A 20,844-nucleotide genomic window follows, 5' to 3' on the forward strand; every position below is an offset into this window, starting at 1 on the left:
GTCCGGGGGCCGGCTGAGGCGCGTGGGCATCGCCGGGGCGCCGGCGCACGGCGGCCGGATCCCGCATCACGGCGACACCGGGGCGTTCCTGCGTCACACCCCGCCGGGCACCCTGGAGGGGCGCGCGGCCGAGGCGGCGTACACGGCCCTGCTCCGCGACAAGGGCGTGGCCGCCTGACGGGGCCTCCCGGCACCGCCCTCACGGGGCCGGCGCCGGGAGGCCCCGTCAGGCCGAGATGCCGTCGATACGGGCCAGCGCGTCGTCGGCCCCGTACGGCTGGAGGTACGGCAGCCAGCGGGGGTCCCGGTGGCCCGTGCCGATGATGCGCCAGGCCAGGCCCGTCGGCGGGGCGGGCTTGTGGCGCAGGCGCCAGCCCAGTTCGAAGAGGTGGCGGTCGGCCTTCACGTGGTTGCAGCGGCGGCAGGACGCCACCACGTTGTCCCAGACGTGCTTGCCCCCGCGGCTGCGCGGGATGACATGGTCGACGCTGGTGGCGACGCCACCGCAGTACATGCACCGGCCCCCGTCACGGGCGAACAGCGCCCTGCGGGTGAGTGGGACGGGCCCCCGGTAGGGGACCCGCACGAAACGCTTGAGCCGGACCACGCTGGGTGCGGGGACGGTGACGGTCGCACTGTGCAGATAGGCGCCGGTCTCCTCGAGGCAGACTGCCTTGTTCTCGAGGACGAGCACGAGCGCGCGGCGGAGCGGTACGACGCCGAGCGGCTCGTACGACGCGTTGAGGACCAGGACATGCGGCACGGACGGCCTCCTTGTACGCCGGCGGCGCGTGGCTCGCGCCGGGACGATCCGTAGTCAGTTTCCCCTCATGCCTGGTGAACGCGCCACCATGTCCCGGTAACGGGCTGGGAGTGTTTTCGACCACACCCGATACATCCCCAGGATCATGGCCTGTTCACGCGCGGGTGAGCGCGGTCTCTTCTTCACACATCCCGGCGATCCGCTCACAATGCCCCGTTAGTGTGGTGGTTCCGTCCCCACCGGTGACCTGTTCGTGATCTCGCAGGCCTTGACGGCCGCACCGGGGACGGTCGTGCACCTGGAGGTACCCGCCGTGTCCTTGTCCGCCGCCCTGCCGGCCGCCGACCCCTCACCGACCCCCGCGGAGTCGGGGACCCCACGGGTCCCGTCGCTCCAGGACGCCCAGGAGAGCGCCACGAGCGCCGCCGGCTGGGTCGAGGAGAACTGGTCGACATGGCTCGCCATCGGGCTGCGGGTGCTGCTGATCCTGGTGATCGCGACGGTGCTGCGCGTGCTCGTGCGGCGGGCCATCACCAAGCTGGTCGACCGCATGTCCCGGACCGGACAGGCGCTGGAGGGCGGCGGGCTCGGGGGGCTGCTGGTCAACGCCGAGCGCCGCCGCCAGCGCTCCATGGCGATCGGCTCGGTGCTGCGCTCGGTGGCGTCCTTCCTGATCATGGGCACGGCCGCGCTGATGGTGCTGGGCACCTTCCAGATCAACCTCGCGCCGCTGCTGGCGTCGGCCGGTGTCGCCGGTGTGGCGATCGGTTTCGGCGCCCGCAACCTGGTCACGGACTTCCTCTCCGGCGTCTTCATGATCCTGGAGGACCAGTACGGCGTCGGCGACACCGTCGACGCGGGCGTGGCCACCGGCGAGGTGATCGAGGTCGGGCTGCGGGTGACGAAGCTGCGCGGCGCCGACGGCGAGATCTGGTACGTCCGCAACGGGGAGGTCAAGCGGATAGGGAACCTCTCGCAGGGCTGGGCGACCGCCAACGTGGACGTCACGGTCCGCTCCGACGAGGACCTGGACCGGGTCAAGACCGTGCTGAGCGAGGTCGCCGAGCGGACCAGCAAGGAGGAGCCCTGGAACGAGCTCCTGTGGAGCCCGGTCGAGGTGCTCGGCCTGGACTCGGTGCTGCTGGACTCGATGGTGGTGCGGGTCTCCGCGAAGACCATGCCCGGGAAGTCGCTGACCGTGGAGCGGGAGCTGCGGTGGCGGATCAAGCGGGCGTTCGACGCGCACGGTATTCGTATTGTCGGGGGTGCGACGGCCACGGAGGACGCGCCGGCGTCCGATCCCGCGGCCGGGATGGCCGCGCCGTCCGCGTACGCCAGCTCCGTCTCACCGCAGTCGATGGCGGCGTCGCCCCTGCCGGGGGCCAACACCACGAAGTAGGCCCGTGCCGGCGGTTCGGGGGCTCCGCCCCCGGGCCCCGTTCGCGCAGTTCCCCGCGCCCCTGAGGGGTGCTTCCCCCCCACGGCCGGGTGCGGGTGGGTTCGGGGGCTCCGCCCCCGGCCCCCCCCTCGCGCAGTTCCCCGCGCCCCTGAGGTGCCTCATCCTCCGCGTCCCTGTGGGGCACGGGGTCGCCGGTCCCCCAAGGGGCGCTGACCCTTGACGCCTGTTCCGCGTCGGGCTTACCTTCCTCCTCATCGACAGGAAACTTTCCTAACAGTCTCTTGAGACAGCCCCGGGATGGAATCCCGGACCGTCCGCTGAGAGGCTGGGCAGTCGACGAAGGGCAGGTGGTGCACGCTCATGGCAGGAACAGCCGGCACGCCGGGGACCCCGCGCGTCCTGCGCGCCATGAACGACCGGGCCGCCCTGGACCTTCTGCTGGAGCACGGCCCACTGTCCCGCACCCGGATAGGCAAGCTCACCGGGCTGTCCAAGCCGACCGCCTCCCAGCTCCTGGCCCGTCTGGAGGCGGCCGGACTGGTCCTCGCCACCGGCACCACCGAGGGCCGCCCGGGCCCCAACGCCCAGCTCTACGCCGTGAACCCGGCCGCCGCGTACGCCGCCGCGCTGGACGTGAACCCGCACCGGATCCGCGCGGCCGTCGCCGACCTCACCGGCCGTACCGTCGGCCACCACGAACTGCCCACCCCCGGCCGCCGCCCCGCCGTGCCCGTGGTCCGACAGGTGACCGACGCCCTGGACGGCGCGGTGAAGGCGGCCGGGCTGACCCGCGCGGACGTCCACCGCGCGGTGATCGGCACTCCCGGCGCGTTCGACCCGAACACCGGCCGGCTGCGGTACGCCTCCCACCTGCCCGGCTGGCACTCCCCGACGCTGCTGGACGAGCTGGCGGCCGCGCTGCCGATGCCGTGCGAGTACGAGAACGACGTCAACCTGGCCGCTCTCGCCGAGCAGCGTCTCGGCGCGGCCCGCGACCACGGCGACTTCGTCCTGCTGTGGAACCAGGAGGGCCTGGGCGCCGCCCTGGTGCTGGGCGGCCGGCTGCACCGCGGCTTCACCGGCGGCGCCGGCGAGGTCGGCTTCCTGCCGGTGCCCGGCACCCCGCTGGTCCGCCAGGTCACCAAGGCCAACAGCGGCGGCTTCCAGGAGCTGGCCGGCGCCCAGGCGGTGCCCCGGCTGGCCCGCGAGCTGGGCGTCGAGGACGTCCCGCAGGGCCCGTACGTGGAGGTGGCGGCCGCGCTGCTCGAGCGCGCCGCGGCCCGCCCCGACGAGGAACCGCACCGCACGCTGCTGCGCACCTACGCCACCCGTCTGGCGACCGGCCTGGCCTCCCTGGTCGCCGTCCTCGACCCCGCGCTCGTGGTGCTGAGCGGCACCGCCCTCACCGCCGGCGGCGAGCCGCTGCGCGAACTAGTCCAGGGCGAGCTGGCGGAACTGGCCGCCTCCCGGCCGCGGCTCGTGCCGGCCGGCGTCCGTGAACACCCCGTGCTGCGCGGAGCGCTGGAGAGCGCGCTCGCGGCCACCCGTGACGAGGTCTTCGACACCTCGCGCTGACCCCGCCCCACCTCCGTCCCACACCACCCCGCCCCTCAGGGAGCTTCGCCATGCCCGGAATATCCAGAAAAGCGACGTTCGCTCTGGCCACCGCCGCCTCCCTCGCCCTGCTCACCACCGCCTGCACCGGCCAGTCCGACTCCGGCGCCACCGACGACCCGAACGCGAGGACGACCCTCACCTTCTGGCACGGCTGGAGCGCGCCCTCCGAGGTGAAGGCGGTCCAGCAGGTCGTCGACCGCTTCGAGAAGGCGCACCCCAACATCACGGTGAAGGTCGTCGGCAACATCAACGACGACAAGCTCAACCAGGCCCTGCGCGCGGGCGGTTCGAACGGCCCTGACGTGGTCTCCTCCTTCACCACGTCGAACGTCGGCACGTTCTGCTCCTCGGGCGCCTTCCTCGACCTGAAGCCGTTCATCGAGAAGTCGAAGCTGGACCTCGAGGCGACGATCCCGAAGCCGATGCTGGACTACACCCAGTTCGAGGGCACCCGCTGCGCCCTCCCCCTGCTCGGCGACGCCTACGGCCTCTACTACAACAAGGACGCCTTCGAGAAGGCGGGCATCACCCGACCCCCCAAGACCTGGACCGAGTTCGCCGAGGTCGCGAAGAAGCTCACGAAGCCCAAGGGCGACACCTACGACCAACTGGGCTTCATGCCGAACTACCACGGCTACGAGACGGTGGTCGACCACTACATGTCCCAGTGGGACCACGCCTACTTCGCCGCCGACGGCTCGTCGAACGTCGCCGAGGACCCGGCGTTCGCCGAGATGTTCACGTACCAGAAGAAGCTCGTCGACGACCTCGGCGGCTTCGCGAAGCTGGAGCGGTACCGCAACACCTTCGGCGACGAGTGGGGCGCCGAACACCCCTTCCACACCGGTCAGGTGGCCATGCAGCTCGACGGCGAGTGGCGCCTGGGCATGGTGCGGGACGCCGGCGTGGACTTCGAGATCGGCACGGCGCCGCTGCCCGTCGCCGACGACGAGGTCGACGAGTACGGCAAGGGCTTCCTGTCCGGCACGATCATGGGCATCGCCCCGCGGAGCCAGAAGCAGAACGCCGCGTGGGAGCTGGTGAAGTACATGACGACCGACACCGAGGCGGTGGTCTCCTTCGCCAACGCCATCCACAACGTGCCGTCCACCTTCGCGGCCCTGAAGTCCCCCGACCTGAAGACGGACCCGGCCTTCACGACCTTCCTGGACATCGCCCGGCACCCCGGGTCCAACACCCCGCCCGCGTCCGTCAACGGCTCGACGTACCAGACGACGCTCCAGGACTTCGGCTACCAGTACGAGTCCGGCAAGGTGAAGGACCTCAAAACGGGCCTGGAGAAGACCGCCGCGCAGATCGACCGCGACATCGAGCAGGCGAAGTAGCCCGATGTCCGGGCACACCCTCCGCGCGAAACGCCGCCGCTCGGCGCTCCGGACGGCGGCCTTCCTCGCCCCGTGGCTCATCGGGTTCGGCGTCTTCTTCGCCTACCCGCTGGTGTCCACCGCGTACTTCTCCCTGATGAAGTACAACGGCTTCGGCACCCCCACGTTCCGGGGCCTGGACAACTGGACCTACGTCTTCCAGGACTACCCGCTGTTCTGGCCGGCCCTGCGCAACACGCTCTGGCTGGTCCTCGTCATGGTCACCTGCCGTGTCGTGTTCGGCCTGGGCATCGGCCTCCTGGTCACCCAACTGAAAACCTCCGTGGGCGTCTTCCGCACCCTCTTCTACCTCCCGTACCTCGCCCCGCCGGTCGCCGCCACCCTGGCGTTCGTCTTCCTCCTCAACCCGGGCACGGGCCCCGTCAACGCGGTGCTCGACGACCTGGGCCTCCCGGCCCCGGGCTGGTTCACGGACCCGACCTGGTCCAAGCCGGCGCTCACCGCCCTCGCCGTGTGGGGCGTCGGGGACCTGATGGTCATCTTCATGGCCGCCCTGCTCGACGTCCCGAAGGAGCAGTACGAGGCGGCCGAGCTGGACGGCGCCTCGTCCTGGCAGCGCTTCCGGTACGTCACCCTGCCGAACATCTCGCCCATCGTGATGTTCGCCGTGGTCACGGGCGTCATCCAGACGATGCAGTACTACACGCAGCCCCTCGTCGCCGGGAAGGTCGCCTCCGGGGTGATCGGCGGCTCGGGCCAGCAGTTCGAGCCGGGCTACCCGGACAAGTCCACGCTCACCCTCCCCCAGCTCGTCCACAACCTCGGCTTCCAGCGTTTCGACTACGGCGCCGCCTGCGTGGTCGCGCTGGTCCTCTTCGCCCTCGCCATGGCGTTCACCGCGCTGCTGATGAGGCGCCGGGGCGGACTCGTCCAGGCAGGTGACCCGCGATGACCGTCCACACCGCCCGCCGCCGAGCGGCCCTCCACTGGATCGCCGTCCACTCCCTGGGCATCGCGGCGGCCCTCTTCTTCACGCTTCCGTTCGTCTTCGTGGTCCTCACCTCCCTGATGAGCGACCAACAGGCGCTCACCCGCGCCCTGATCCCCCGCACCTGGGAATGGGGCAACTACACGGAAGTCCTCAACACCCCCGGCTTTCTGACCTGGTGGCGCAACACCCTCCTCTACGCCGGCCTCGGCACCCTGCTCACGGTGGTCTCGTCGATCCCGGTGGCGTACGCGCTCGCCAAGTTCCGCTTCCGCGGCCGCAATACGACCCTGATGCTGGTCATCGCGATGATGATGCTGCCGCCCCAGGTAGTGATCATCCCGATGTACCTGTTCTGGGCGAAGCAGCTGGATCTCTCCGGCACCCTCTGGCCCCTGATCATCCCCATGGCCTTCGGCGACGCCTTCTCGATCTTCCTGCTGCGCCAGTTCCTGACCACGATCCCGGACGAGTACCTGGACGCGGCGAGGGTCGACGGCTGCGGCGAACTGCGCACCCTCCTCCGCGTCGTCCTCCCGATGTCCCGCCCCGCAGTGGCCGCAGTGGCCCTCTTCCAGTTCTTCTACGCCTGGAACGACTACTTCGGCCCGCAGATCTACGCCTCGGAGAACCCGGCGGCCTGGACCCTCTCCTACGGCCTGGAGTCCTTCAAGGGCGCCCACCACACCGACTGGAACCTCACCATGGCCGCGACCGTTCTGGTCATGGCCCCCGTCATCCTCGTGTTCTTCTTCGCACAGAAGGCGTTCGTCGAGGGCGTCACCCTCACCGGAGTCAAGGGATAACGCGCATGAAACTCACCGTGGTCGGCGGAGGCTCGACCTACACCCCCGAACTCATCGACGGCTTCGCACGGCTGAGGGACGTCCTGCCCGTCACGGAGCTGGTCCTCACCGACCCGGCGACCGACCGCCTGGACCTGATCGGCCCGCTGTCCCGCCGTATCTTCGACCGCCTGGGCCACCCGGGCCGCATCACCACCACCACCGACCTGGACGCGGCGGTGGACGGCGCCGACGCGGTTCTTCTGCAACTCCGCGTCGGCGGCCAGGCGGCGCGCCTCCAGGACGAGACGTGGCCCCTCGACTGCGGCTGCGTGGGCCAGGAGACCACCGGCGCGGGCGGCCTGGCCAAGGCGCTGCGCACGGTCCCGGTGGTCCTGGACATCGCCGACCGGGTCCGACGCTCCAACCCCGACGCGTGGATCATCGACTTCACCAACCCCGTGGGCATCGTGACCCGCGCCCTGCTCCAGGCCGGCCACAAGGCGCTGGGCCTGTGCAACGTGGCGATCGGCCTCCAGCGCAAGTTCGCGGCCCTGCTGAACGTGGCGCCCGAAGAGGTCGCGCTCGACCACGTGGGCCTCAACCACCTCACCTGGGAAACGGCGGTGCACGTGGGCGGCGAGAACGTCCTCCCCCGCCTCCTGGCCGACCACGGCGAAACGATCGCCGCGGACCTCCGCCTTCCCCTCCCCCTCCTCACCACCCTGGGCGTGGTCCCCTCGTACTACCTCCGCTACTTCTACGCGCACGACGAGGTGGTCCGCGAACAGCGAACGAAACCCAGCCGAGCGGCCGAAGTGGCCCGCATGGAACAGGAACTGCTCACCCTCTACGCGGACCCCACCCTCGCCGAAAAACCGGCCCTACTGGCGAAGCGTGGAGGGGCGTACTACTCGGAAGCGGCGGTGGACCTGGCGGCAGCCCTCCTGCGCAACGCGGGCTCGCAGCACCAAGTGGTCAACACCCGCAACAACGGCACCCTCCCCTTCCTCCCGGACGACGCGATCATCGAAGTCCCCGCAGCAATCACCCCGAAGGGAGCGAACCCCCTCCCCGTGCAACCCCTCAACCCCCTCTTCAGCGGCCTCATCGCCAACGTCACCGCCTACGAGAACCTGGCCCTGGAGGCAGCCCTGCACGGCGGCCGGGACCGAGTCTTCCGCGCCCTGCTCGCCCACCCCCTGATCGGCCAGTACGAGTACGCCGACCGCCTGACCGACACCCTGATCGGGCACAACCGGGAGCACCTCACGTGGGCCTGACCGCAGCCGTCCTCGCCGTCGACGCGGGCAACAGCAAGACGGACGTGGCGGTGATCGCCCCCGACGGCACGGTGCTGTCCACGGCCAGAGGAGGCGGCTTCCGCCCACCCGCAGAAGGCCTGGCCAAAGCAATGGCGACCCTCACCACACCCATCACAGAAGCCCTCCAATCGGCAGGCACCCCGAAGGTCACCCACCTCTCGGCCTGCCTGGCCAACGCGGACCTCCCCGTCGAAGAGGAGCAACTCACCGCGGCCCTCGCCTCCCGCGCCTGGTCGGACACGGTCACGGTCCGCAACGACACGTTCGCCATCCTCCGCGCCGGAGTCGAGGAACCCCGGGGGGTCGCCGTCGTGTGCGGCGCGGGCATCAACTGCGTAGGGATGCGCCCGGACGGCCGTACGGCACGCTTCCCCGCGCTGGGCCGCTTCTCGGGCGACTGGGGCGGCGGCTGGGCCCTGGCCGAGGAGGCCCTGTGGCACGCGGCACGCGCGGCGGACGGCCGGGGTGAACCGACGGCCCTGGCGACCACCCTCCCCGCCCACTTCGGCGTGCCCGACATGCCCGCCCTGATCGAGGCCCTGCACCTCAACCGCATCCCGCTCCACCGCCGTCACGAGGCGACGCCGGTCCTCTTCGCCACGGCGGCCGAGGGCGACCGAACGGCCCGCGGCATCATCGACCAACAGGCCACCGAGATCGTCACGATGGCCACCGTGGCCCTCACGCGCCTGGACCTCCTCGACGAGGAAACCCCGGTCCTCCTCGGAGGCAGCGTCCTCGCGGCGGACCACCCCCTCCTCACCGAAGGCATCCGCACCCGCCTCGCGACCACAGCTCCCAAGGCCGTACCCCATGTCGTCACGGCGCGCCCGGTCCTGGGAGCGGCCCTCCTCGGCCTGGACGACGTGGCGGCCCCACCGGAGGCACACGCACGCGTGCGCGCGCACTACAGCTGAGTGCCGCGTACGGCGGGAAGGGGACGGGGTGGGGGTGCCCGCCCGCAGCGGCCGGCGCGTCCGCGCCCTGCACCATGCAAGGAACACAATCGCGCCAGACCGAGGACGGGCACCCCCGCCGCGGCCCCGACCCCCCACCCCCCGTAGGCGCGGCGCGCACCCCCCACGAGGGAGCCACGCACCCCACTGCCGCCGGGCACAACCTCCCGGAACCGAACGGATTTCCCGGGCGTGTTCCTGGGCAGGGTGGGGTGCGGCGGCCGGAACTTCCGGCCACCACACGGCAAAGTGATCAAGATCGTGTCAAGGCCGGTGCGGATGTCGCGCCCGACGGCGATACTTGCCGCGGAGGATGACCATGGGGGAGGTCAGATGACACACACACCGAACACAGGCGCGCCACCAACACTGCCGGCAATCCCACCCCAGCCCACGACACCGGCCCCCGCCGCACCCGCCACCGCCCCCACGGCACCCGACACCCGGAACAGCGCCTCACCCCCCACCCCCCGCCGCACAGCCTTCGCCGAAGGCATCGACCAGCTCCGCCACGCCGCCACCACGGAACCCGGCCGCCTCCGCATCATCGGCGCGCTCCTGGCCGCCCTCGTGGTCGCGTTCGGCGCGGTCACCGCCTGGCAGATGACCGACCGCGCGACCGCCGCCGACGCGGTCCTCACCAGCAGCCAGCCCCTCACCTCGGACGCCGCGGACATCTACCGCTCCCTCGCGGACGCGAACACCGCGGCCAGCAGCGGCTTCCTCGCCGGCGGCCAGGAGTCCGCCGCCACCCGCGACCGCTACGAGCGTGACATCGCGACCGCCGCCGCGAAGCTGGTCAACGCCGCGGCCAACGCGGCCCCCAACTCCCCTTCCACCCGCACCATCACGAAGCTCAACCGCCTGCTCCCCGAGTACAAGGGCCTGGTCGAGCGCGCCCGCACCTACAACCGTCAGGGATACCCCGTGGGCGGCGCCTACCTGCGCTACGCGAACGAGAAGATGCAGCAGGAGATGCTGCCGGCCGCGCAGGACCTCTACACCAAGGAGAACCAGCGTCTCCGCGCGGACTACGCGGACGCGACCCCGTACCCCTGGCCCGCCATCGCCCTGGGTCTGGCGACGCTCGCCGCCCTCGCCTGGGTCCAGCGTCGCACGTACCTCCGCACGAACCGCGTCCTCAACCACGGCCTGGTGACGGCGACGACGGCGACCGCCGTCGTCCTCCTCTGGCTCACCGCCGGCCACGCCCTCGCCCGCGACCACCTGAACGACTCGTACGACCACGGCGTGCAGTCCCTCGCCGTGCTCCACGACGCCCGCATCGCCTCGCTCAAGGCCCGCGGCAACGAGAACCTGACTCTCGTGGCGCGCGGCGCGGAGACCACGAAGGTCGGCGACAAGACCCTCGACGCCTACGACTACGACTTCACGCGTGACATCGACGCGCTCGCCAAGGGCCTCGCCCACGCCCAGCGTCTCGCGGACGACGACACCGGAGCGAAGCCGGTGACCGCCGCGGTGGGCAACATGACGGAGTGGAAGAAGCGGCACGCGGCCGCCCGCGAGCAGGACGAGAACGGCAACTACCAGCAGGCGCTGGACCTGGTGATCGGCGCCAAGGACGCCACGGGCGAGTGCTTCGACGCCGTCGACAAGAACCTGGCGACGGCGCTGGCGCACGAGGAGGCGGAGTTCGCGTCGGCGGCCGGCGACGGCCGGGACGCGCTGACGGGCCTGCCGACGGGCGCGGCGGTCCTCGCCGTGCTGGGCGCGGCGGGCGCGGTGCTGGGCATCGGCCGCAGGCTGTCGGAGTACCGATGACGAAGCAGCGGACGCCGAAGGGGACGACGAAGCCGAAGGGGGCCATGACGATGCACGCACGACACCTGCGGGCCCGCCTGAAGGGCTGGGGCGGAGTGGGCGCGATGGCAGCGGCCTGCGCCCTGGCACTGGTGTTCGCCCTGTCCCTGACCTGCACGGGCTCGGTGGCCTCACAGCGGGCCGGCGACAAGCCGGCCGCCACCCGCACCACCCAAGCCCTGACCGCCACCGCCACCACCGCCGACACCGCCCGCGCCGCCGACGACTGCGAGGCCCCCGAGAAGCAGACCCTCGCCCCGTCCCGGGCCGACGGCCCCACCATCGCGGCGATCAAGGCCCGCCCCGGAGAGAAGCGCAAGCTGATCGTGGGCGTGGACCAGAACAGCTACCGCTGGGGCTATCGCGACCCGAACGGCGGCGAGAGCGGCCGTCTCGAGGGCTTCGACATCGACCTGGTGCACCGCATCGCGGAGGACATCCTCGGCGACCCGGACGCCGTCCAGTTCAAGGCGATCCCGACCGACCAGCGCATCCCGGCGATCCAGGACGGCCGGGTGGACCTGGTGGTCCGCACGATGACGATCAACTGCTCGCGCCTGGAGGACGTGGCGTTCTCCGCGCCGTACTTCAGGACGGGCCAGCAGGTGCTGGCGCCGAAGTCCTCCCCGATCGAGGGGTACGACGAGACGCTCGCGAACCGCAAGGTCTGCACGGCGAAGGGTTCGACGGCGTACGCGAAGCTGGAGGAGGACCGGAGGAACGGCGACCTTCCGGCGTCGACGGACATCTCCACCACCGTGCCCAACCAGCTGGACTGCCTGGTGCGGCTCCAGCTCGGCGAGGTGGACGCGGTCGTCAACGACGGCGCCCTCGCGGCGAGTCAGGCCGCGCAGGATCCGACGGTGGAGCTCAAGGGCGAGGCGTTCACGACCGAGTACTACGGCGTGGCGATGAAGAAGGACGCGGACGACCTGGTGCGCCGGGTCAACCAGATCCTCGTGGACTTCCGGCAGGACACCGCGACCGGCTGGGAGGCCTCGTACACGAAATGGCTGTCCGCCACGATGGACGACGACCCGTCCGCGTCAAGGCCCCCGACCCCGGAGTACCTGCGCCGAAGCTGACCGCGACCCCACCCCCACTCCCCCGATTCCTACCCCCCCCTTCCCCGCAGCGAGAGGTGATCGATGGCCGACACGGATCCCGCCGGGCCGGTGATGGACCGGGACGAGGTGGACCGTGCGCTGGCGCGGCTCGGCGCGGAGCACGAGGCGATCGAGACCTCGCTCCTCGCCCTGCAGGACCACGCGGGCCGACGACTGCTGGAGGGCGCCCGGCTCACCGGCGTCACCGCCGAGCGGTGGACGTCCACGGAGGCGGCGATCACGCTGCTGTGGACCTACTTCGACGCGTACACGGACGTGTTGCGCACCGCGCGGGAGATCCGCGCCCGCCGCCGCTGGTCCAGCCGCGAGGACCTGGTGGAGCTGACGGAGCTGCTGCGCGGCGAGCCGGTGACGGTGGCCGGCAGCGCCGCCGCGACGGCCAACGCGCCGACGCTGCACGGCGGTCAGGCCGGTCCGGGTGTGCTCAGCGAGCGCTACTCGCTCTCCTCCCTCGTCGACCGTATGAACGAGCTGTACGCGTCCTCGCTGGACATGGTGGTCGCGGCGGACGCGGTGTGGTCCGCGCTGCCCGCCCGGATCGATTTACTGTCGGCGGAGCTGCACCGCACGAGCAGGCTGGCGCACTCGGTCGGGGTGCGTCCGGGCGAGCATCCGGCGGGCGACGACCTGGAGCGGATCACCCGCACGCTGACGAAGCTGCGCGAGCAGGTGGTGTCGGACCCGCTGGCGTTCTGGAAGCCGGCGGAGGGCAGTTCCGCGCCGGGCGGCGGGAAGCCCGACACCACCGTCTACGACCGTGAGGCCCGCGCCCTGGAGGACGTGCGGCGCGAGATCGACGCGGTGCTGGCGGTCCGTCAGGACGCGGAGAAGCGCATCGTCCGCCTCCGCGACGTGCTCTCCCGCGCCGACCGCACCCTCGCCGAGGCGCGCACCGCGCGCGGCGAGGTGCTGGCGAAGATCGCGGCGACGGAGGTGCCGGTGGTCAGCGGCCCGCCGACGGCGCTGCAGGAGCAGCTGTCGACGGCGGCGGAGTACCGCAGGCACGCCCAGTGGCACCGGCTGTCCCCGCTGCTGGAGTCGCTGGAGCAGAAGGCGGAGGACGAACTGCTGCGTGCCCGCGAGTCGTTGACGGCGGTGACGGCGCCGCTGGCGGTGCGTGCGGAACTGCGCGGGCGGCTGGACGCGTACAAGGCGAAGGTGTCCCGGCACGGTCTGGCCGAGGACCCGCTGCTGGTGGAGCGGTACGAGAAGGCGCGCCGCATGCTGTGGAGCGCGCCGTGCGACCTGCGCGCGGCCGAGCAGACGGTGCTGCGCTACCAGCAGGCGGTGGCGGAGCTGCTGGGCGCCTCGCCGAGGGTGCCGGGTCAGGGGGCCGGGCCGGACGGGCACAGGGGGCCGGGGGCATGAGCGACGAGGGGGAGGCGGCTGGAGCATGAGCGAACCGGGAACACAGGGACCGGCGGCGCCCGCGACGCCCGCGCAGGAACGGTCCGCGTGTCAGCGCCCCGACTGCGACGGCACGTACGACGACGTCGGCGGGGGCGAGCTGTACTGCGACACGTGCGGTCTGGCGCCCGTGGTGTCGCCGACGGGACTGGTGGCGTCACCCCCGACGGGCATCACGGCGGGCGGCCGCGACTCGCACGGCTCGGGCGAACGCTCGACGGGCGCGCGCGCCGGCAGCGGCCGAAGCAGCCGCAGCTCCCGCACGTCGTCCCAGTCCTCGAAGTCCCGCCGCTCCGTCTCCGGGCGGCTGTCCCGTTCGCTGTCCGGCCGGACGGCGGCGGGCCGTTCGGTGTCGGTACGCAGCTCCGGCTCCGGCGCGGGCAGTTCGGGGCGGGGCCGGCTGGGCGTGGGGCTGGTGCAGGTGCCGCCGATCCCGCGGCCCGATCCGCGGCGGATGGTGCTGGACGACCCGGAGGTGCCGGAGCGCAAGCGCTACTGCTCGCGGTCGGACTGCGGGGCGCCGGTGGGCCGGGCGCGCAACGGCCGGCCGGGCCGCACGGAGGGCTTCTGCACCAAGTGCGGTCACCCGTACTCGTTCGTGCCGAAGCTGCGTCCCGGTGACGTGGTGCACGGCCAGTACGAGGTGGTCGGCTGTCTGGCGCACGGCGGGCTCGGCTGGATCTACCTGGCCGTGGACCGCGCGGTGTCCGACCGCTGGGTGGTCCTCAAGGGCCTGCTCGACACGGGCGACCAGGACGCGATGGCGGCGGCCATCTCCGAGCGCCGCTTCCTCGCGGAGATCGAGCACGCCAACATCGTGCGGATCTACAACTTCGTGGAGCACCTCGACCAGCGCACCGGCTCCCTCGACGGCTACATCGTCATGGAGTACGTCGGCGGCAAGTCGCTGAAGGAGATCGCCAACGCCCGCCGTACGCCGGAGGGCAGGCGCGACCCGCTGCCGGTGGAGCAGGCGTGCGCGTACGGCATCGAGGCGCTGGAGGCGCTCGGGCATCTGCACAGCCGCAACCTGCTGTACTGCGACTTCAAGGTCGACAACGCGATCCAGACCGAGGACCAGCTGAAGCTGATCGACATGGGCGCGGTGCGCCGCATGGACGACGACGAGTCGGCGATCTACGGCACGGTCGGCTACCAGGCGCCGGAGGTCGCCGAGGCCGGCCCGTCGGTGGCGTCCGACCTGTACACGGTCGCCCGCACGCTGGCGGTCCTCACGTTCGACTTCCAGGGCTACACCAACGTCTACGCGGACTCCCTGCCGGACCCGGACACCATCGAGGTGTTCCGGAGTTACGAGTCGTTCTACCGGCTGCTGGTGCGGGCCACGGACCCGGACCCGGCGCGCCGGTTCGCCTCCGCGCAGGAGATGGCCGAGCAGCTGACGGGCGTGCTGCGGGAGGTCGTGTCGCTCCAGTCGGGGCAGGCGCGCCCGGCGCTGTCGACGCTGTTCGGTCCGGAACTGCGGGTGACGGACACGGAGTTGTTCCCGGAACTGGACGGTGACGTGTCCCGCCTGGGCGCCCGCCGCACCCGGACCCGTAAGGGCGTGCCGGTTCCTGCGCCCGTGACGCCCCACTCCCCCGCCGCCCTGGTCCGGCCCGTGGACTGCCCCACGGCCGCCCTCGCGCTGCCCGTCCCGCACGTCCAGCCCACCGACCCCAACGCGGGTTTCCTCGCCGGTCTGCTGACGTCCGCGCCCGCCGAGCTGATCCACGCGCTGGCCGCCGCGCCCGACCCGTCGACCGAGACGCGCCTGCGTGAGGTGCGGGCGCGGCTGGAGACGGGCGAGTGGGGGACCGCGCTGGAGGCGCTGAGCGCGCTGGAGGCCGCGGACCCGGACGACTGGCGGGTGGTCTGGTACCGGGGCGTGGCCGCGCTCGTCACCGGCGACCACGAGGGCGCGGCGCTCGCCTTCGACGCGATCTACGACGCCTTCCCCGGCGAGATCGCGCCGAAGCTGGCGCTGGGGCTGTGCGCGGAGGTGCTGGGCCAGCTGGACAACGCGGCCGAGTACTACCGCCTGGTGTGGTCCACCGACCCGAGCCATGTCAGCGCCGCGTTCGGGCTGGCCCGGGTGCGGCTGGCGGCCGGCGACCGGCACGGCGCCGTGCGGACGCTGGAGTCGGTGCCCGAGTCCTCCATCCACTACACCGCCGCCCGGGTGGCGGCGGTCCGGGCGCGGCTGCGGGGGCGTACGGCCACAGCGGGTGACGCGCCGCTCCTGGACGACCTGACGGCCGCCGCGGGCCAGGTCGAGGCGCTGGAGTCGTACGGTCTGGACCCGGCGCGCCGCGAGCTGTTGGCGGCGGAGGTCCTCGGCCGCGGACTGGACTGGGTACTCTCCGGGGGCCAGGGTTCCGCTCCTCCCGCCGCCGGGGGGCGGACGCTGCTCGGCAGCGGCCTGGACGAGCGTGGGCTGCGCTTCGGCCTGGAGCGCTCGTACCGCACGCTGGCCCGGCTGGCGCGCAGCGGCGAGGAGAGGATCGACCTGGTGGAACGTGCCAATCGTTACCGCCCCCGGACGTGGGTGTAGTTGATGTCGCAGATGCCCCAGCAGGCCGCGCTGTCGAAATGCCCGAGCTGCGAGGAACCCCTCGAGTCGGGTGATCGTTTCTGCGGCGCGTGCGGATACGACTTGTCGGTCGTGCCGGCACGACCGGTGGACGAACCGACGCTCACCATGACCGGGGTGCCACCCCAGACCCCGTGGCCGTCCTCCACCCACCCCGGCCCCCGAGCCCAGGGACCCGCGGCCCCACCACCCCCGACCGCCCCACCCGCAGTCGGAGCCCCGGGGGTGCCGGCGCCGGGCACCACCCCTGCGGGGCCGGGCCCGCACGCCCCCGCGCCGGGCGGCACCCCCGCACACCTGGGCGCAGCCGGCCCACACCCTGCGGCAACCGCTCCGCACGCCGCGCCCGCCGGCAACGCGCCGGGCGCCGTCCCGTCCGGGGACGCAGGTGCCCGGCGGCCGGCCGACGCCCCGTCAACCGGCCTCCCCGCGCACCCGGGTGCAGCCGGCCCGTACCGTGCGGCATCCGCCCCACACACCCCAGCCCCGGGCACCTCCGCGCCCGGCGCCCCGCCGACAGCCCCTCCCGCGCCTCCCGCTCCGCATGTCCCCCCGGGCGCGCCCGCGCAGCCCGCGCCCCCGCAGCCCGCGTCCGCCCCGACGGCCCCCCAGGGCGCGCCCTCCACCGGCGTCCGTTTCGACCGGCCGGCGCAGCCGGAAGTGCCCGCCCAGCAGCCCGCCCAGGCCGACGGCTACACCCTTCAGGCCCCCGATCCCCGTGTCGCCGCCGATGCCGCCGACGCCGCCGAGGCGCCCGCGCAGGGGGGCGGGCCGGTGTCCGCCGTCTGTGTGGCGTGCCGGGCCGGGCGGGTGGACGACGACGGTTACTGCGAGAACTGCGGCCACGCCCAGCCGCGCGAACGGGACCACATGGAACAGGAATGCGGCCCCCTCGCCGCGGTCAGCGACCGCGGTCTGCGGCACCACCGCAACGAGGACGCCTTCGCCGTCGGCACGACCGCGCTGCCGGACGGCACCCCCGTGTCCGTGGCGGTCGTCTGTGACGGCGTCTCCTCGGCGACCCGCCCCGACGAGGCGTCACTCGCCGCCTCCCGCGCGGCGAACGCGTCCCTGCTCGACGCCCTGCCCCGCGGGACGCACCCGCAGCAGGCGATGCACGAGGCGATCCTCGCCGCCTCCGAGGCGGTCAACGCCCTGGCGGACGAGCAGCCCGCGGAGGCCCGCGAGCACGCCCCGCAGCAGAACGCGCCCGCGTGCACGATCGTCAGTGCGGTGGTGACCGCGGGTCTGCTGGTCGTCGGCTGGGTCGGCGACAGCCGGGCGTACTGGATCCCGGTGGACCGGTCCGCCCCGCCGGCGCGGCTGACCGAGGACGACTCGTGGGCCGCGCAGATGGTCGCGGCGGGCCTGATGGGCGAGGCCGAGGCGTACGCCGACCACCGCGCGCACGCGATCACCGGCTGGCTGGGCGCGGACGCGTACGAACTGGAGCCGCACACGGCGGCGTTCAAACCGGACCGCCCCGGCGTGGTCGTGGTCTGCACGGACGGCCTGTGGAACTACGCCGAGTCCGCGGACGAGATGGCCGAGGCGGTGCCCGTCGACGCCGCCGCGCGCCCCCTGCACGCCGCCCGCGTGCTGGTCGGTCACGCCCTCGACGGCGGCGGCCACGACAACGTAACAGTGGCGCTGGTGCCGTTCCCGGCCGTCATTCAGGGGGCAGGATCGGCCTGAGGCCGCGAACCGCGCACCACGCGCCGGACGCGGGCATGCGGCACCCGCACGCGGACACACACGCAGGCGTGTGCCGCGGCCGCGTGCCGCGTACGGCCGGCCTCGCACGGGGAAGCTTCAACGGACCGGAGGGGACCGGTCCGTGAAGACGTCGTCGCCCCGCGCCGTCGGGGCACCGGAGGGGGAGCGAACCAGGCATGGCCATTTTCTCGAAATCGAACGTGCCGCAGTTCTCGGTGGACGTGTACCAGAACGAGTACCTGCCGGAGGGCGGCCGCGAGGTCAACGCGGTGGTGACGGTCACGGCGACCGGCGGCGGCACCATCGGCAGCGCGGTGGCGGCGCCGCACCTGTACTCGCCCGGCGAGGGCCCCTCCGCGGCGGTGGTCCTCATGGTCGACTGCTCGGGCTCGATGGACTACCCGCCGACGAAGATGCGCAACGCGCGGGACGCCACGGCCGCCGCGATCGACACCCTGCGCGACGGCGTGCACTTCGCGGTGGTCGCCGGCACCCATCTGGCGCGGGAGGTGTACCCGGGCCAGGGGCGGCTCGCGGTGGCCGGGCCGGACACCCGGGAGCAGGCCAAGCAGGCGCTGCGGAAACTGAGCGCGGGCGGCGGCACGGCGATCGGGACCTGGCTGCGCCGCGCCGACCGGCTGCTGGCGTCGGCGGACGTGGCGATCCGACACGGCATCCTGCTGACCGACGGCCGCAACGAGCACGAGTCGCCGGAGGACCTGAGGGCCGCGCTGGACGCCTGCGCCGGACGGTTCACCTGCGACGCCCGCGGCGTGGGCACCGACTGGGAAGTGAAAGAAGTCACAGGCATCGCCTCGGCCCTGCTCGGCACCGCCGACATCGTCGCCGACCCGGCCGGGCTCGCCGCCGACTTCACGCGGATGATGGAGACGGCGATGGGCAAGGAGGTCGCGGACGTCTCGCTGCGTCTGTGGACCCCGGCCGGCGCCACCGTGACGTTCGTCAAGCAGGTCGCGCCGACGGTCGAGGAGCTGACCGGCCGGCGCACCGAGGCGGGCCCGCGCGCGGGCGACTACCCGCTCGGTTCCTGGGGCGACGAGTCCCGTGACTACCACCTCTGCGTGGAGGTGCCGCCCGCCGCCGTGGGCCAGGAGATGCTCGCGGCACGGGTGTCGCTTGTCATTCCGCACCCCGACGGCAGCGTGCAGAACCTGGGCGCGCAGGGGCTGGTGCGGGCGGTGTGGACGGACGACCTGGCCGCGTCGACGTCGATCAACCCTCAGGTCGCCCACTACACGGGCCAGGCCGAACTGGCGGAAGTCATCCAGGAAGGGTTGGATCTGCGCAAAGTGGGAGATATGGACGGAGCAACGGCCAAGCTGGGCCGAGCCGTTCAGCTCGCGAGTGCCTCCGGCAACGCCGATACTGCGAAACTGCTTGCGAAGGTGGTGGACGTCGTCGACGCCGCGACCGGTACTGTGCGACTGAAGGCGAAGGTCGAGGAGGCCGACGAGATGACACTCGAGACACGGTCGACCAAGACTGTTCGTGTAAAGAAATGATCTGCAAGTAAGCGAGCCTGGCCCCTCGGGGTTGGAGAAATCCGGTCGGAACCGACCGGAAAAGGAGAGGGGGAAGCGCCGACATGCCGACCTGCCCGAACGGACACCAGTCGGGTTCCGACGACTGGTGCGAGGTGTGCGGTCACCGCATGGCGGGTGCCGTGCCTCCACCTCCTCCCCCGCCGCCGGCGCCCGGTGCCGGCTACGGCTTCCCGCCGCCCGGCGCCCCGGGCGGCGCCCCGGGCGGTCCTGGCGGCGGCTACGGCGGCCCCGGCGCGCAGCCGGAGCTGTGCCCGCAGTGCCGCACGCCGCGTGAGGGCGGTGCGCCGTTCTGCGAGGAGTGCCGCTGGAACTTCCTCACCAACACGGCGACCTCGTACACCCCGGCCGCCCCGCGCCCGCCGGCCCCCGGCCCGGGTCACCCCGGCGGCGGCCCTGGTGGTCCCGGCGGCCCCTTCGGGCAGCAGCCGCCCCCTCCGTCGTACGGCGGCGGCGACGGGTTCGACTACCAGAGCTCGCGCCCCTCGCAGGTGAACCGGCCCGCCGAGCCGATCCCGCCGGGCCCGCCCGGCTTCGGCGGCGACCCCTCGCGCCCTGTCCCGCCCCCGCCGCCCCCGCCCGGCCGCGGCGGTCCGGGCGGTCCCGGTGGCCCCGGCGGTCCGAACGGCCCCGGCGCCCCGCAGGGCTTCCACTCCGGTCCCCCGGCCCCGCCCGGCTTCCCGCAGGAGACCGGCCGTCCGCCGCAGGGCGGCGGCCCGTCGTACGGCGGCGGTGACGACGACTGGGTGATCTCCCCGCCGACCGGCGGACCCGGCGGCCCGGGCGGTCCCGGTGGGCACGGCGGTCCCGGTGGTCCCGGTGGTCCCGGTGGTCCCGGTGGTCCGAACGGCCCCGGCGGGCACGGCGGTTACGGCTACCCGCAGCAGGGCGGCACCCAGGCGCCGCCCGGACCCGGCGGCTTCCCGCAGCAGCCGCGGCAGCAGCAGGGCCCGGCCACCTGGACCGCGACGATCGGTCCGGACCGCGAGTACTTCATGGCGATGATGCAGCGCTCCGGCCCCGAGGCCGCGGGTCTGAACCTGCCCGCGTACTCGCCCGAGCAGCAGCGCACGCTCACCGGCAACCAGATCACCATCGGCCGCCGCCGGCACTCCACCGGCGACACCCCCGACATCGATCTGTCCACCCCGCCGGAGGACCCGGGCGTCTCGCACCAGCACGCGGTGCTGGTGCAGCAGCCGGACGGCAGCTGGGCGGTCGTCGACCAGAACTCGACGAACGGCACGACGGTCAACGGCTCCGAGGAGCCGATCCAGCCGTTCGTCCCGGTCCCGCTGCAGGACGGCGACCGGGTCCACGTGGGCGCCTGGACGACGATCACCATCCGCCGGGGCTGAGCACCGGCGATCGGCAGGCCGCGGCGTCCGCGCCGCGGCCCGCACCGCCGCCCGGAGGCCGGTCCTAGGCCTTGAGTC

At 72.9% G+C, this 20,844-nt stretch carries 16 protein-coding genes; 15 read left to right on the forward strand and 1 reads right to left on the reverse strand.

The genetic code is table 11. The features are described from left to right. Positions 1 to 22 precede the first annotated feature (22 nt). Positions 23 to 178 (forward strand): hypothetical protein, encoded by a 156-nt coding sequence (locus tag ACFOSY_RS06965; RefSeq protein WP_394305848.1) that lies wholly within the window; start codon positions 23 to 25, stop codon positions 176 to 178. A 48-nt stretch (positions 179 to 226) separates the two neighbouring features. On the opposite strand, the gene ACFOSY_RS06970 is transcribed toward ACFOSY_RS06965, so the two are convergent. Next, entirely contained in the window at positions 227 to 763 is a 537-nt protein-coding gene (locus tag ACFOSY_RS06970) for an HNH endonuclease (RefSeq protein ID WP_006133642.1), read from the reverse strand. Between the two features lie 313 nt (positions 764 to 1,076). Here ACFOSY_RS06970 and ACFOSY_RS06975 point away from each other — a divergent pair, with 313 nt between their 5' ends. From ACFOSY_RS06975 to ACFOSY_RS07040, 14 genes are all read left to right on the forward strand, one after another. Next, positions 1,077 to 2,162, forward strand: a complete 1,086-nt coding sequence (locus tag ACFOSY_RS06975) for a mechanosensitive ion channel family protein (RefSeq protein ID WP_394305849.1) — start codon at positions 1,077 to 1,079, stop codon at positions 2,160 to 2,162. A 360-nt stretch (positions 2,163 to 2,522) separates the two neighbouring features. After that, positions 2,523 to 3,737, forward strand: a complete 1,215-nt coding sequence (locus ACFOSY_RS06980; protein ID WP_394305850.1) for an ROK family transcriptional regulator — start codon at positions 2,523 to 2,525, stop codon at positions 3,735 to 3,737. A gap of 50 nt (positions 3,738 to 3,787) precedes the next feature. Then, positions 3,788 to 5,125, forward strand: a complete 1,338-nt coding sequence (locus ACFOSY_RS06985) for an ABC transporter substrate-binding protein (RefSeq protein ID WP_394305851.1) — start codon at positions 3,788 to 3,790, stop codon at positions 5,123 to 5,125. A gap of 4 nt (positions 5,126 to 5,129) precedes the next feature. Continuing rightward, a complete protein-coding gene (locus tag ACFOSY_RS06990; protein ID WP_394305852.1) occupies positions 5,130 to 6,077 on the forward strand; it encodes a carbohydrate ABC transporter permease in 948 nt (315 codons plus the stop codon). Then, positions 6,074 to 6,919: a carbohydrate ABC transporter permease gene (locus tag ACFOSY_RS06995; protein ID WP_394305853.1), complete on the forward strand. Its 846-nt coding sequence runs from the start codon at positions 6,074 to 6,076 to the stop codon at positions 6,917 to 6,919. The genes ACFOSY_RS06990 and ACFOSY_RS06995 overlap by 4 nt, the downstream gene beginning before the upstream one ends. Positions 6,920 to 6,924: 5 nt before the next feature. Further along, positions 6,925 to 8,181, forward strand: coding sequence for a 6-phospho-beta-glucosidase (locus ACFOSY_RS07000; protein WP_394305854.1), 1,257 nt, complete (start codon positions 6,925 to 6,927; stop codon positions 8,179 to 8,181). Further along, a complete protein-coding gene (locus ACFOSY_RS07005) occupies positions 8,172 to 9,140 on the forward strand; it encodes an N-acetylglucosamine kinase (RefSeq protein ID WP_394305855.1) in 969 nt (322 codons plus the stop codon). The genes ACFOSY_RS07000 and ACFOSY_RS07005 overlap by 10 nt, the downstream gene beginning before the upstream one ends. Positions 9,141 to 9,512: 372 nt before the next feature. Continuing rightward, entirely contained in the window at positions 9,513 to 10,964 is a 1,452-nt protein-coding gene (locus ACFOSY_RS07010) for a hypothetical protein (RefSeq protein ID WP_394305856.1), read from the forward strand. A 50-nt stretch (positions 10,965 to 11,014) separates the two neighbouring features. Beyond that, positions 11,015 to 12,088, forward strand: a complete 1,074-nt coding sequence (locus ACFOSY_RS07015) for a glutamate ABC transporter substrate-binding protein (protein WP_394305857.1) — start codon at positions 11,015 to 11,017, stop codon at positions 12,086 to 12,088. A 63-nt stretch (positions 12,089 to 12,151) separates the two neighbouring features. Then, on the forward strand, positions 12,152 to 13,498 hold the full coding sequence (locus ACFOSY_RS07020) for a hypothetical protein (protein WP_394305858.1): 1,347 nt from the start codon (positions 12,152 to 12,154) through the stop codon (positions 13,496 to 13,498). Positions 13,499 to 13,523: 25 nt separating this feature from the next. Continuing rightward, a complete protein-coding gene (locus tag ACFOSY_RS07025; RefSeq protein WP_394305859.1) occupies positions 13,524 to 16,091 on the forward strand; it encodes a serine/threonine-protein kinase in 2,568 nt (855 codons plus the stop codon). 3 nt (positions 16,092 to 16,094) lie between these two features. After that, on the forward strand, positions 16,095 to 17,825 hold the full coding sequence (locus ACFOSY_RS07030) for a protein phosphatase 2C domain-containing protein (protein ID WP_394305860.1): 1,731 nt from the start codon (positions 16,095 to 16,097) through the stop codon (positions 17,823 to 17,825). 197 nt (positions 17,826 to 18,022) lie between these two features. After that, positions 18,023 to 19,369: a vWA domain-containing protein gene (locus tag ACFOSY_RS07035; protein ID WP_394305861.1), complete on the forward strand. Its 1,347-nt coding sequence runs from the start codon at positions 18,023 to 18,025 to the stop codon at positions 19,367 to 19,369. Between the two features lie 83 nt (positions 19,370 to 19,452). Continuing rightward, the gene (locus ACFOSY_RS07040) at positions 19,453 to 20,766 is read left to right on the forward strand and encodes an FHA domain-containing protein (protein WP_394305862.1); all 1,314 of its coding nucleotides are present in this window, start codon (positions 19,453 to 19,455) and stop codon (positions 20,764 to 20,766) included. The last annotated feature ends 78 nt before the right edge of the window (positions 20,767 to 20,844 follow it).

The organism is Streptomyces lusitanus, assembly GCF_042647945.1.
Taxonomy (GTDB): Bacteria; Actinomycetota; Actinomycetes; order Streptomycetales; family Streptomycetaceae; genus Streptomyces; species Streptomyces pseudogriseolus.